Source organism: Embleya australiensis, from assembly GCF_051903075.1.
Taxonomy (GTDB): domain Bacteria; phylum Actinomycetota; class Actinomycetes; order Streptomycetales; family Streptomycetaceae; genus Embleya.
In genome coordinates, this window is sequence record NZ_CP182422.1 from 5,310,774 (window position 1) to 5,322,207 (window position 11,434).

Sequence of the window (11,434 nt, forward strand, 5' to 3'; positions counted from 1 at the left end):
GGCCTTGACGGGGACCAGGGATGAGGACCTCATGGCCATAGCGCTACCGCTGCGCGCCACCGACGATCCGTTCGGTACCGCGCCCACGTCGACCCCCGCCGTCTACTCCGGACGGCCCGCGTCGACCCCCCGCACGCTCGTGGACATCCTGGACGCCACCGTCCGTGCCCACCCCAACGAACCCGCCCTCGACGACGGCCGCCGTACGCTCACGTATCGTGCCCTGGCCGCCGAGGTGGAGGGCCTGCGCCGGCGGCTCGCCGAGGCCGGGATCGGCGTTGGCGACCGGGTCGGCGTCCGGGTGCCCTCCGGCAGCAACGACCTGTACATCTGCATCCTCGCCGTGCTCGCCGCCGGCGCCGCCTACGTCCCGGTCGACGCCGAGGACCCCGACGAGCGCGCCGACCTGGTGTTCGGCGAGGCCGGCGTGGCCGCCGTACTGGGCGCCGAACGCGACCTGCGCGTCACTCACGTGGGTGACCCGCGCCACGTCAGCGACCCGCGCCCGTCCGCCCGCCCCACCCCCGCCGACGACGCCTGGATCATCTTCACCTCCGGCTCCACCGGCAAGCCCAAGGGCGTCGCCGTTACCCACCGCAACGCCGCCGCCTTCGTCGACGCCGAGGCCGGCCTCTTCCTCCAGGACGAGCCGATCGGCCCCGGCGACCGGGTCATGGCGGGCCTGTCGGTCGCCTTCGACGCCTCCTGCGAGGAGATGTGGCTGGCCTGGCGCTACGGCGCCTGCCTGGTCACCGTGCCCCGCTCGCGCGTACGTTCCGGCGCCGACCTCGGACCCTGGCTGGCCGAGCAGGAGATCACCGTGGTCTCCACCGTGCCCACCCTCGCCGCGCTGTGGCCGACCGAGGCGCTGCTCGATGTACGCCTGCTGATCTTCGGCGGCGAGGCATGCCCGCCGGAGCTGGTCGAGCGGGTGGTCGCCGAGGGCCGCGAGGTGTGGAACACGTACGGCCCGACCGAGGCCACCGTGGTCGCCTGCGGCGCGCCGCTCACCGGCGAGGGCCCGGTCCGCATCGGCCTGCCCCTCGACGGCTGGGAACTGGCCGTGGTCGACGCCGAGGGCCGCCCCGTCGCGATGGGCGAGACCGGCGAGCTGGTGATCGGCGGCGTCGGCCTGGCCCGCTACCTCGACCCGGCCAAGGACGCCGAGAAGTACGCCCCGCTGGAATCGATGGGCTGGGCGCGCGCCTACCGCAGCGGCGACGTGGTCCGCGCCGACCCCGAGGGCCTGGTCTTCGTCGGCCGAGGCGACGAGCAGATCAAGCTCGGCGGCCGACGCATCGAACTGGGCGAGATCGACGCGGCCCTTCAGGCGCTGCCCGGCGTGGTGGGCGCCGCCGCGGCCGTCCGCACCGTCAAGGGCGGCAACCAGCTCCTGGTCGGCTACCTGGTCACCGGCGACGGCTGGGACCGCGAGGACGCGGTGGCCCGGCTGCGCGCCGAACTGCCCGCCGCCCTCGTACCCCGCCTCGCCCCGGTCGCCGACCTGCCCACCCGCACCTCAGGCAAGGTGGACCGCGACGCGCTGCCCTGGCCGCTCGCCGACACCGAGGACAGCGGCCCCACCGAACAGCTGTACGGCACCGAGGCCTGGCTCGCCGAGCAGTGGACCGACGTGCTCGGCATCGCCCCCGACACCGCGCAGGACGACTTCTTCGCGATCGGCGGGAACAGCCTGGCCGCCGCCCGGCTCACCACGCTGTTGCGCGAGCGATATCCGGCCGCCGCCGTCGCGGACATCTACCAGCAGCCCACACTGCGCAAACTCGCCCGCCGGCTGGAGCGCTCGGCGCAGGACGCGGGCGCGAGCCGCAAGGTGGCGCCCACGCCGACCCGGGCCCGGGTGGCCCAACTGCTCCTGCTCGTCCCGCTGTACACACTGATCGGCCTGCGCTGGACGGTCGGCCTGCTCGCGCTCGGCAACGTCGCCGCCTGGTTCGGCCACTACCCGTGGGCGCCCACCGCGTCCTGGTGGTGGGTCGCGGCCGGCTGGGCCGTGCTGTTCAGCCCGCCCGGCCGGGTCGCCATCTCCGCCGGCGGCGCCCGACTGCTGCTGCGCGGGCTGCGCCCGGGGACGTATCCGCGCGGCGGCGGAGTGCACCTGCGCCTGTGGGCGGCCGAGCAGCTGGCCGACGCGAGCGGAGCTACCTCGCTGTCCGGGGCCTGGCTGCTGCGCTATGCCCGCGCGCTCGGCGCCAAGGTCGGCCGCGACGTCGACCTGCACACGCTGCCGCCGGTCACCGGCCTGCTCAAGCTCGGCCGGGGCTGCGCGGTGGAGGCCGAGGTGGACCTGTCCGGCCACTGGCTGGACGGCGACCGCCTGGAGATCGGCGCGATCAAGGTCGGCGCCGGCGCGATCGTGGGCACCCGCAGCACGCTCTTCCCGGGCGCGCGGATCGGCCGCTCGGCCGAGGTGGCGGCGGGCTCCGCGGTCACCGGCAACGTGCCGCCGAGCCGGCGCTGGGGCGGGGTGCCGGCGATACGGCTGGGCAAGGTGGACCGGGGCCGGTTCGGCGACCGGCCGCCGCGTCGGGCCTCCTGGTCGGTGCTGTACGGGGTGGCCGGGCTGCTGCCGACGCTGCTCCCCGTTCTGGCCGCACTGCCCGCGCTGGCCGTGCTCGGCGCGTTCGTGCACCCCGGCGACGGGCTCGGTACGGCGCTCGGCGGCGCGCTGCTCGCGCTGGTTCCGGCGGTGGCCGCGTTCGCCGCGGTGTACGCCCTTTCGATCGTGCTCCTGGTCCGGCTGCTCAGTGTGGGCCTGCGTCCCGGCTACCACCCGCTGCACGGCCGGATCGGCTGGCAGGCGTGGACCGTCACGCAGTTGATGGACCTGGCCCGGGAGAAGTTGTTCCCGATCTACGCGAGCCTGTTCACGCCGGTGTGGTTGCGGGCGCTGGGGATGAAGGTGGGCAAGGGCGTCGAGGCGTCCACCGTGCTGGCGCTGCCGAGCCTGACCACCGTCGGCGACGGGGCGTTCCTGGCCGACGACACGCTCATCGCCTCGTACGAACTCGGCGGCGGGTGGATCCGGATCGGCGCGGCGACGATCGGCGAGCGGGCCTTCCTGGGCAACTCCGGGATGACCGCCCCCGGCCGCTCCGTGCCCGCGCGCGGCCTGGTCGGCGTGTTGTCGGCGACGCCGAAGAAGACCAAGAAGGGCGGCTCGTACCTGGGCATGCCGCCGATGCGCCTGCCGCGCTCGGCCGACGTCGCCGACCAGGGCCTGACCTACGACCCGCCGGCCCGGCTGCGCTGGGCGCGCGGTCTGGTCGAGCTGTGCCGGGCGATCCCGGTGTTGTGCTCGGCGGCGCTGGCGCTGCTCACCCTGGCCGCGCTGGCCTGGCTCGGCACGTACTCGCTCGTCCTGGCCGCGCTGCTCTCCGGCCTGGTCCTGCTCGCCTGCGGGGTGGCGGCGTGCGTGGTGTCGATCGCGGCCAAGTGGCTCCTGGTCGGGCGTTTCCGCCCGGTCGAGCACCCGCTGTGGAGCGGCTTCGTGTGGCGCAACGAGTTGGCCGACACCTTCGTCGAGGTGCTGGCCGTGCCGTGGCTGGTCGGCCGGGTCTCCGGGACGTCCGTGCTCAACCTGTGGCTGCGCGGCCTGGGTGCGCACATCGGGCGCGGCGTGTGGTGCGAAAGCTACTGGCTGCCCGAGGCCGACCTGGTCACCCTTGAGGACGCGGTGAGCGTGGGACGCGGCTGCGTACTCCAGACGCATCTCTTCCACGACCGGATCATGCGCATGGATACTGTGATCCTTCGCGAGGGCGCCACGCTGGGCCCGCGCGGGATCGTACTGCCGGGCAGCACGATCGGGGCACGCAGCACGCTGGGCCCCGCCTCGCTGGTGATGCGGGGCGAGACCGTTCCGGAGGACACGGGCTGGCTGGGCAATCCGATCGAGGCATGGCGGCGGTAAATGCGTTTCGAGACGGCGTCGCGGGACACGGCTCGTCCCGTGACGGTGGGCGCGACGGGGACGGAGCACGAATCGGTGAGCGACCAGGGGCCGCGCTCGGGTGCCGGCGAGGCGTACTTCGCCACACACGGCGACCCGCGCTATCGCGTCCACCGCTACGAGCTGACCCTGGACTACCGCCCGGGGCCCAACCGCCTGGCCGGCAGCGCCCGGATCGGCGCGGTGGCCGGTGACCGCCCGCTCGGCGACATCGTGCTCGACCTGGCCGAGTTCCGCATCGGTCGGGTGCTCGTGGACGGTCACCAGGCGCGCTACACGCACCGCGCGGGCAAGTTGCGGGTGCGGCCGGGCACGGCGATCCGGGCCCGGGCGGCGTTCACCGTCGAGGTGCACTACGTCGGCAATCCCAAGCCGGTACGCAGCCCCTGGGGCGGGGTCGGCTGGGAGGAGTTGACCGACGGCTCGCTCGTGGCCGGCCAGCCGATCGGCGCGCCGTCGTGGTACCCGTGCAACGACCGGGTCGACGACAAGGCGGCGTATCAGATCTCGGTCACCGCGCCGTCGATGTACGCCGTGGTGGTCGGCGGCCGGCTGCTCACCCGCAGCACCCGGGGCGGCAACTCCACCTGGGTCTACGAGCAGCCCGCGCCCACCGCGAGCTACCTGGTCACCGTCTCGATCGGGCGCTACGAGACCGTTCCGCTCCCGGGGACGGGCGTACCGCAGGTCGCGCACGTGCCGGCGCGGCTGGTGTCCCGGTTCCGGTCGGACTTCGGTCGGCAGCCGCAGATGATGACGCTGTTCGAGGAGCTGTTCGGGCCGTACCCGTTCGGCGAGTACACCGTGGTGGTCACCGACGACGACCTGGACATTCCGATCGAGGCGCAGGGGATGGCCACCTTCGGGGCGAACCACGTGGACGGGGCGCGCGGCGCCGAACGGCTGGTCGCGCACGAGTTGGCGCACCAGTGGTTCGGGAACAGTGTGGGCCTGGCCGACTGGCGGCACATCTGGCTGAACGAGGGCTTCGCGCGTTACGCGGAGTGGTTGTGGTCCGAGCGCTCGGGCGGGCGCAGCGCCGCCGTGCAGGCCGCGATCGAGCACACCGACCTGAGCGGTCGGCCGCAGGACCTGCTGCTCGGGTCGCCGCGCCCGAAGCTGATCTTCGACGACCGGATCTACGGGCGGGGCGCGCTGACCGTGCACGCGGTGCGGTGTGCGCTGGGCGATGCGGCGTTCTTCGCGATGTTGCGGAACTGGGCGACGAGCCACCGGCACGGGCTGGTGACCACCGACGACTTCACCGCGCACGCGGGGCGGTACGCCTCCCGGCCGCTGGACGCGTTGTTCGAGGCGTGGTTGGACCGCGAGGCGCTGCCGCCGTTGCCGGTCGGGCAGGCCGCTTCGGCGCCGCCGTCCGAGCGTGCCGAATCGGCCGCGCCGCCGCAGCGGCGGGGGCGGTTGGGGTGGCCCTGGACGTCGGGGCAGGGCGGATCCTCCGGCTGAACCGGAGGGCGGCGGTGTGGGGGCGGGGCGATCCGGCATACGGTGCGGGGAGGCCGGCGTCGACGAGAGGAATGCCGTGATGAGCCAGGACGAGACCGCGAACCCCGCTTCCGCGCCCCGAGGTTGTGCCGTGGTAACCGGCGCGAGCAGCGGGATCGGCGCCGCGACCGCCGTGCACCTGGCGAGTCTGGGCTACGACGTCGTGCTGGGCGCGCGGCGCAAGGACCGGTTGGAGGACGTGGTCGCGCGCTGCGCCGGAAGGGGCCGGGCGCTGCCGCTGGACGTCGCCGATCCGGACTCGGTCGCCGCGTTCGCCGCCGAGGTGGAGCGGTGTGACGTGCTGGTCAACAACGCGGGCTTCGCGCGCGGTACGGAGTCGGTCGCGGAGGCCGACGAGGCGGCGTGGACGGCGATGTACGAGACGAACGTGCTCGGGACGTTGCGGGTGACGAAGGCGTTCCTGCCGCTGCTGCTCGCCTCCGGCGACGGTCAGGTGATCACGATCGGCTCGGTGGCGGGGCGGGAGCCGTACGAGGGCGGCGCCGGGTACAACGCGGCCAAGCACGCGGTGACGGCGATGACGCGGGTGTTGCGGCTGGAGTTGCGCGGGCGGCCGGTGCGGGTGTGCCAGATCGACCCGGGCATGGTCGAGACCGAGTTCACGCTGAACCGGCTCGGCGGGGACGCCGAGGGCGCGTCGGCGGTGTACGCGGGAATGACGCCGCTGGTGGCCCAGGACATCGCGGAATGCGTGGGATGGGTGGCAACGCGCCCGCCACATGTGAACATCGACACGATGACGGTGCTGGCGCGGGACCAGACGTCGGCGCGCGTGGTGCACCGGCGGTCCTGAACGCGGGCGGCCGGCCTGCGGGTTCACGCCATCACCCCCGCCGCGCGCGCGGCCACGGCCCAGTCGTGGGCGGGCCGCGCGCGGGTGTCGACCTGCGCAGGTCCTTCGGCGTAGCGTCGGCGCCGCGCGGCTAGTTCGCCCGGCGTCATCAGGTACGGCGGAACGACTGTCGCCGAGTCCTGCACGGGCGGCTCGTCACCGGCAGGCCCCGGCGGCACGAAGTCCCGCCATCCGCTTCGCCGGTCCGCCGGCTCCGGCGCGGCGGGCCCGCCCGCTCGCGGGGCCCGCTCGACCCGACTCCCAGGCCGGTCGCGGGACGCGGGAGCCAAGAGTCGCAGCACCCAAGAGCGCGCGCGGGCAAGAGAATTCCTCACGTGGTCGACGTCCTTCCCGGACGTGGGGACGAGGTCGCGCGCGGCGCCGTGCCGGAACCCGGGTAGCGGCAATCCGGCGAGCACGTGCACGGTGGGTTGGCGTCGGCGGGGTTGTCGCCGAACGGCCACGGCAGCGAACTCCCGTATCGGGTAGGTGGTTTGACCATCCTCGTACCGTCTTGGTCGACGCGGTACAGCGTCAAAGTCATGCCATTGCGCATTGTTTCCGCCTTGCGTGATGTGTGAAGTGATCCCCAGATTGACCCTCCGATGACTACGTTTGGTAGTGATTCCGTCGCACAGGCGGAGCTGAGCACATCGGGAGGCAAGCACTGTGTCGGACGACCAACCGACGACATCGAACGCGCAAACGGTGTACGGCCGTCACCTGCGCCAACGGCGAAACGCCGCGAACCTGAGCGCCGACGACCTCGGCGCGATCGGGCACTGCTCGGGTTCGCTTGTGTACCAAATCGAGCGTGGCGAACGACGCCCCGCGTGGTCCTTCACTCGTGCGGTCGACGCTCGCTTCGGCGGAGACGGACTGCTGTGCGATCTGCACGACTTGATCGACAACGAGAACCCGATCCACCCGAAGTGGTTCGGCGATCTGCTGCGCGCCGAACCCCGCGCGACTCGCATCCGCCTCTTCGAGCCCCAGGCACTGCCCGGATTGCTGCAAACCGAGTCCTACGCCCGTGCGTTGATCAACGGCATGCGTCCCGTGAACGCATCGGTCGATGAACTGGTCGCCGGGCGAATGGCGCGTCAACGATTGTTGTTTCGTCAGGTTCCGCCGCAAATGTGGGCACTCGTCGACGAGGCGGTGCTGCTTCGACTCGCGAAGATGGACCCGGCCATTGTCAAGGAACAGTTGGAGCACCTGATCGGCATCGCGGGGCGTTCGCACATCGTGCTTCAGGTGCTGCCCATCAGTGCGACCGTGCACGCCGCCATGAACGGAAGCTTCCTACTGATGACGTTGCCCGAAGGCGAAGTTGGGTACATCGAGTCAGTAACCACCGGCCAGTTGATCTCGGACGCAAGTGGAGTCAGTGAAGTCGAACGACGTTACGATCTGGCCAAAACCGACGCTCTATCCCCAGGTCGGACAGTGAATCACTTGCGCAAACTCCTGGAGAATCCTGATGAGCACTGCATTTGACTCGCCCGCCGCGCCATGGCGCAAGTCGAGCTACAGCGGCAACAGCGGTAACTGCCTCGAAGTCGCCCCCGGCTACGCGGTCGTGCCGGTCCGTGATTCGAAGGACCCGAGCGTGGGCCACCTCGTTGTCACCCCGGGCTCTTGGTCGGCGCTGCTGTCGACTCTGCGTACGGCCTGACGCGCGGTCAGAACGACGACCGGCAGGCGCTCGACTGGGTTTCCAGTCGAGCGCCTTGCATGTGCGGCCGGTGGGCTCGGGGGGAAGTTCCCATGTGGCTGGGACGGTTGCCTGCCTCAGGCGGGGATCGGATCGGGCTCGGGGTACGGGCTGAGCATGGTGTCGAAGTAGCCTTCCGGCGCTTCCTCCAGGTAGGTCGACAGGTTGTCCAGGAAGGCGCGCAGCGACGGCAGTGCGTTGTGCCGGTCCAGGTCTTCTTGGGAGCGCCAGACCTCGTAGAGGAAGAAGCGGCCGTCCTCGTGTTCGTGGAGGTGGTATTCCAGGTTGCCGGGCTCTTGCCGGGTGGGTTCCACGAAGGAGGAGAGGGTGCGCCGGACTTCGTCCGCGTACTCCGGCCTGGGGCGCAGGAAACCGTAAAGGGTCAGGGGGCGAGCTGTGTTCGTCATGGCCCCTACGTTAAGATCTCACACTGATGTGAGATTCAAGGGAATGTGAGGAGCAGCACATGAAGATCGGTGAACTCGCCGCCCTCACCGGCACCCCGGTCCGGCTGCTGCGCTACTACGAGGAGCAGGGCCTCCTGGAACCCGACCGCCTCGACAGCGGCCACCGCCGCTACGGCGACGGCGCCCCCGCCGTGGTCCGACGCATTCGCGCGCTGCTGGACGCCGGCCTGCCGACCCGCGTCATCCGCGACCTACAGCCGTGCATTCGCCAGGACGGCACGATCGCCGAATGCAAGCTGGAGACCCTTCGGGAACACCTCGAAGGTCTGGACAACCGGATCTCCGCGCTCGCGGAAACCCGCACCTCCCTGGCCGGGCTCATCTCCGCCACCCAGGCCCGCGAACGGACCCTCGCCTAGCGCGGGACTTTCACACTCGTCGAGGCCCCACGCCGTCGCCGCCGAGCGTGTCGCCCGGGTTCAGCAGGGCGCAGGCCTTCATCGACAGGCATCCGCAGCCGATGCACCCGGTCAGCTCGGCCTCAAGCCGCTCGATGGTCTGCCGACGCTCCTCCAGTCGCCGCTTCCAGCCGCGCGAGGCGCGCTGCCACTCCTGGTGGCTGGGCGGACGGTCGAGCGGCACGTCGGCGAACGCCTCCCGGAGGTCCTGCAACGGGATGCCGATGCGCTTCGCGACCGAGATCAACGCAACCCGGCGAAGCATGTGGCGCGGGTAGCGGCGCTGGTTGCGATCGTCGCGTTCGGAGGCGATCAGGTCCAGTTCCTCGTAGAACCGCAGAGCGGAGACGGTCGCCCCAGTCCGGGCACTCACCTCGCCGATGGTCAGCAAGTCGTCCGGGCGGGCCCGAACCTCGCCGGAACGGTAGCTCGTCATGGGCGGCCTCCTGTTGACCTCGACATTACTTGAGGTCATACGTTCGACCGCGTCGCAACGGTACGAACGACCTGGAAGGGACCGCAGTTCGATGACGTATGTGATCGCTTTGCCCTGCGTGGACATCACCGACAAGGCATGCATAGAGGAATGCCCCCTCGACTGCATCTACGAGGGCGAGCGCATGCTCTACATCCAGCCGTACGAGTGCATCGACTGCGGCGCCTGCGAGCCGGTGTGCCCCGTCGAAGCGATCTACTCCGAGGACGACATGCCGCAGGAATGGCGGCACTTCAACGACGTCAACGCCGAATTCTTCGCCACCCTCGGCTCCCCCGGCGGCAGCATGAACGTCGGCCCCACCGGTCGAGACCATCCATTCGTGGCCGCACTGCCGCCCCGGGACACCGTCACCGCACTCCCGGGCGGCTCGGCTTGACCCGGTCGGCCATTCAAGCCGGGTCCGACGACGTCGAGATGGCGTCCATCAGGACTTCGTCCACCCGACTGCCTGCCCACAGCGCACTGCGGCGGCGATGGCCGATGCGTTGGAATCCCGCTCGTGTGCAGGCCCGGATCGCCGCCACGTTGGGCTCCAAGACCGCGAGGAACACGTTCTCCAAGCCGGTTTCCTCGAAGGCGAAGTCGAGCACCAGGCGGGTTGCGGGGGCCGCGAGTCCCCGGCCGCGACCTTCGTCGCCCAGGGTGAGGAAGAACTCGGCCGCAGCGACGGGGCGGTCGATGGACAAGGTCGCGGTGCCGATCGGTAGCGGCCCCCCGTGAGGATCCGTGCGGAGGCGGTCGTACACGGTGAAGTGAGCGTCGGGCCCCGCAATCATGACCTCCAGCGCGGCGCGGAGCGCTTCACGTCCCTCCGCCTCGAATCGACCGTTGCCGCGCATGACCACCGGGTCGTTCGTCCAGCGCAGGTATGTATCCAGCAGATCGTGGCGCCTGGGCCCGATGGCCAGGGACTCGGTGGCGCGCTCGAATGCGGGGTGGGTCGAGCTGATGGGGATCGCCTCCCGGGGATACGCGGAACGGTCGTGTAGGCGGTGGTCTCCACCGGCACTTCGACGTAATGCCCGATCTCGGTCCGCTCCATCCACACGTGGAGTCGGACCGGGTCGAACGCGATCCCCTGGCGCCGTGCCCGTGGTGCCCGGCGCAGTGGATTCCATCGCGGCTCCGGTGTGCGGCCAGGGCACTCGGCAGGCTTTCGACACGGTCGGCCGCGATCGCCGCGGCCCGTGATGACGGAGGCCACCGACTCGTTTCGACGGTCAGCCGAGACCGCCGTTGGTGTGGAGGGTTTGGGCGGTGATCCAGCGGGCGTCGGGGCCGGCGAGGAAGGCGATGGTGTCGGCGATGTCGGCCGGGAGGCCGAGGCGGCGTAGGGGGGTTCGACCGGGGACGGCGGCCAGGGCCTCCGGGGGATTCGCGGAGTTGAGGAGGTCGGTGTCGGTGGCGCCCGGGGCGACCGAGTTGACGGTGATGCCTCTCGGGCCGAGTTCGTGGGCGGCGATCTTGGTGAGTTGTTCCAGAGCGCCCTTGCTTGCCGCGTAGGCCGCGATGCCGGGGGCCGGGCGGATGGTGTTGAGGGTGGAGATGTTGATGATTCGGCCGCCGTCTCGCATGTGGCGGGCCGCGTAGCGGATGGTCAGGAAGGGAGCCTTCGTGTTGACGGACAGGACGTGGTCGAAGTCCTGTTCGGTCAGCTCGGCGATCGGCGTCGAGGCGGTGCCCGTCGCGGCGTTGTTGACCAGGATGTCGAGGCCGCCCAGGTGCTCGTCGGCCGTTGCCATGAACGACTCGGCCGCGCCCGGTTCGCCCAGGTCGACCCGTACCGCCCGGGCCCGGCCGCCCGCCGCCTCGACCGCCGCGACCACCGACTCTGCGGCGGCCTCGTCGCGGGCGTAGCCGAACACCACGTCCGCGCCGTCCCGGGCCAGCCGCTCGACCACTGCGCGCCCGATTCCGCGCGAACCCCCTGTGACCACGGCCGACTTGCCCTTCAGTACCGACATGCCGTGCCTCCCATCGGTTCGATCGTCCGTTTCGGTCGGAGCCTACGCCGCCCGGGG

Annotated in this window: 12 protein-coding genes; 7 read left to right on the plus strand and 5 right to left on the minus strand. The window is 71.3% G+C overall.

What is annotated here, in order from left to right:
• The first annotated feature begins 31 nt into the window (after positions 1-31).
• From ACMXN5_RS23125 to ACMXN5_RS23135, 3 genes are all read left to right on the plus strand, one after another.
• Positions 32-3,934 carry a Pls/PosA family non-ribosomal peptide synthetase gene (locus tag ACMXN5_RS23125; protein ID WP_439676795.1) on the plus strand — a complete coding sequence of 1,301 codons (3,903 nt, stop codon included), beginning with the start codon at positions 32-34 and terminating at the stop codon, positions 3,932-3,934.
• On the plus strand, positions 3,935-5,440 hold the full coding sequence (locus tag ACMXN5_RS23130; RefSeq protein ID WP_439676796.1) for a M1 family metallopeptidase: 1,506 nt from the start codon (positions 3,935-3,937) through the stop codon (positions 5,438-5,440).
• Positions 5,441-5,519: 79 nt separating this feature from the next.
• A complete protein-coding gene (locus ACMXN5_RS23135) occupies positions 5,520-6,293 on the plus strand; it encodes an SDR family NAD(P)-dependent oxidoreductase (RefSeq protein ID WP_439676797.1) in 774 nt (257 codons plus the stop codon).
• A 23-nt stretch (positions 6,294-6,316) separates the two neighbouring features.
• Here ACMXN5_RS23135 and ACMXN5_RS23140 read toward each other — a convergent pair whose 3' ends face one another.
• On the minus strand, positions 6,317-6,478 hold the full coding sequence (locus ACMXN5_RS23140; protein WP_439676798.1) for a hypothetical protein: 162 nt from the start codon (positions 6,476-6,478) through the stop codon (positions 6,317-6,319).
• 523 nt (positions 6,479-7,001) lie between these two features.
• Between ACMXN5_RS23140 and ACMXN5_RS23145 the strand changes: the two genes are divergently transcribed.
• Together ACMXN5_RS23145 and ACMXN5_RS23150 are read left to right on the plus strand one after the other, a co-directional pair.
• Positions 7,002-7,832 (plus strand): helix-turn-helix domain-containing protein, encoded by an 831-nt coding sequence (locus ACMXN5_RS23145; RefSeq protein WP_439676799.1) that lies wholly within the window; start codon positions 7,002-7,004, stop codon positions 7,830-7,832.
• Positions 7,816-8,010, plus strand: a complete 195-nt coding sequence (locus ACMXN5_RS23150) for a DUF397 domain-containing protein (protein ID WP_439676800.1) — start codon at positions 7,816-7,818, stop codon at positions 8,008-8,010. Before ACMXN5_RS23145 ends, ACMXN5_RS23150 begins: the two co-directional genes overlap by 17 nt.
• A 116-nt stretch (positions 8,011-8,126) precedes the next feature.
• Here ACMXN5_RS23150 and ACMXN5_RS23155 read toward each other — a convergent pair whose 3' ends face one another.
• Positions 8,127-8,456, minus strand: a complete 330-nt coding sequence (locus tag ACMXN5_RS23155; protein WP_439676801.1) for a putative quinol monooxygenase — start codon at positions 8,454-8,456, stop codon at positions 8,127-8,129.
• A 59-nt stretch (positions 8,457-8,515) separates the two neighbouring features.
• Here ACMXN5_RS23155 and ACMXN5_RS23160 point away from each other — a divergent pair, with 59 nt between their 5' ends.
• Entirely contained in the window at positions 8,516-8,875 is a 360-nt protein-coding gene (locus tag ACMXN5_RS23160) for a MerR family transcriptional regulator (RefSeq protein WP_439676802.1), read from the plus strand.
• A 10-nt stretch (positions 8,876-8,885) separates the two neighbouring features.
• Here ACMXN5_RS23160 and soxR read toward each other — a convergent pair whose 3' ends face one another.
• Positions 8,886-9,350 carry a redox-sensitive transcriptional activator SoxR gene (gene soxR, locus ACMXN5_RS23165; RefSeq protein WP_439676803.1) on the minus strand — a complete coding sequence of 155 codons (465 nt, stop codon included), beginning with the start codon at positions 9,348-9,350 and terminating at the stop codon, positions 8,886-8,888.
• Positions 9,351-9,441: 91 nt separating this feature from the next.
• Between soxR and fdxA the strand changes: the two genes are divergently transcribed.
• The gene (gene fdxA, locus ACMXN5_RS23170) at positions 9,442-9,789 is read left to right on the plus strand and encodes a ferredoxin (RefSeq protein WP_439676804.1); all 348 of its coding nucleotides are present in this window, start codon (positions 9,442-9,444) and stop codon (positions 9,787-9,789) included.
• Between the two features lie 13 nt (positions 9,790-9,802).
• Here fdxA and ACMXN5_RS23175 read toward each other — a convergent pair whose 3' ends face one another.
• Together ACMXN5_RS23175 and ACMXN5_RS23180 are read right to left on the minus strand one after the other, a co-directional pair.
• Positions 9,803-10,531: a GNAT family N-acetyltransferase gene (locus tag ACMXN5_RS23175; protein WP_439676805.1), complete on the minus strand. Its 729-nt coding sequence runs from the start codon at positions 10,529-10,531 to the stop codon at positions 9,803-9,805.
• A 102-nt stretch (positions 10,532-10,633) separates the two neighbouring features.
• Positions 10,634-11,377, minus strand: a complete 744-nt coding sequence (locus ACMXN5_RS23180; protein WP_439676806.1) for an SDR family NAD(P)-dependent oxidoreductase — start codon at positions 11,375-11,377, stop codon at positions 10,634-10,636.
• Between the last annotated feature and the right edge of the window lie 57 nt (positions 11,378-11,434).

What these genes read in the sequence shown, in the direction of transcription:
- ACMXN5_RS23125 (WP_439676795.1), top strand. Translation starts at nt 32, where the DNA reads ATGGCCATAGCGCTACCGCTGCGCGCCACCGACGATCCGTTCGGTACC.
- ACMXN5_RS23130 (WP_439676796.1), top strand. Translation starts at nt 3,935, where the DNA reads ATGCGTTTCGAGACGGCGTCGCGGGACACGGCTCGTCCCGTGACGGTG.
- ACMXN5_RS23135 (WP_439676797.1), top strand. Translation starts at nt 5,520, where the DNA reads ATGAGCCAGGACGAGACCGCGAACCCCGCTTCCGCGCCCCGAGGTTGT.
- ACMXN5_RS23150 (WP_439676800.1), top strand. Translation starts at nt 7,816, where the DNA reads ATGAGCACTGCATTTGACTCGCCCGCCGCGCCATGGCGCAAGTCGAGC.
- ACMXN5_RS23155 (WP_439676801.1), bottom strand. Translation starts at nt 8,456, where the DNA reads ATGACGAACACAGCTCGCCCCCTGACCCTTTACGGTTTCCTGCGCCCC.
- ACMXN5_RS23160 (WP_439676802.1), top strand. Translation starts at nt 8,516, where the DNA reads ATGAAGATCGGTGAACTCGCCGCCCTCACCGGCACCCCGGTCCGGCTG.
- soxR (WP_439676803.1), bottom strand. Translation starts at nt 9,350, where the DNA reads ATGACGAGCTACCGTTCCGGCGAGGTTCGGGCCCGCCCGGACGACTTG.
- fdxA (WP_439676804.1), top strand. Translation starts at nt 9,442, where the DNA reads ATGACGTATGTGATCGCTTTGCCCTGCGTGGACATCACCGACAAGGCA.
- ACMXN5_RS23175 (WP_439676805.1), bottom strand. Translation starts at nt 10,531, where the DNA reads ATGGAATCCACTGCGCCGGGCACCACGGGCACGGCGCCAGGGGATCGC.
- ACMXN5_RS23180 (WP_439676806.1), bottom strand. Translation starts at nt 11,377, where the DNA reads ATGTCGGTACTGAAGGGCAAGTCGGCCGTGGTCACAGGGGGTTCGCGC.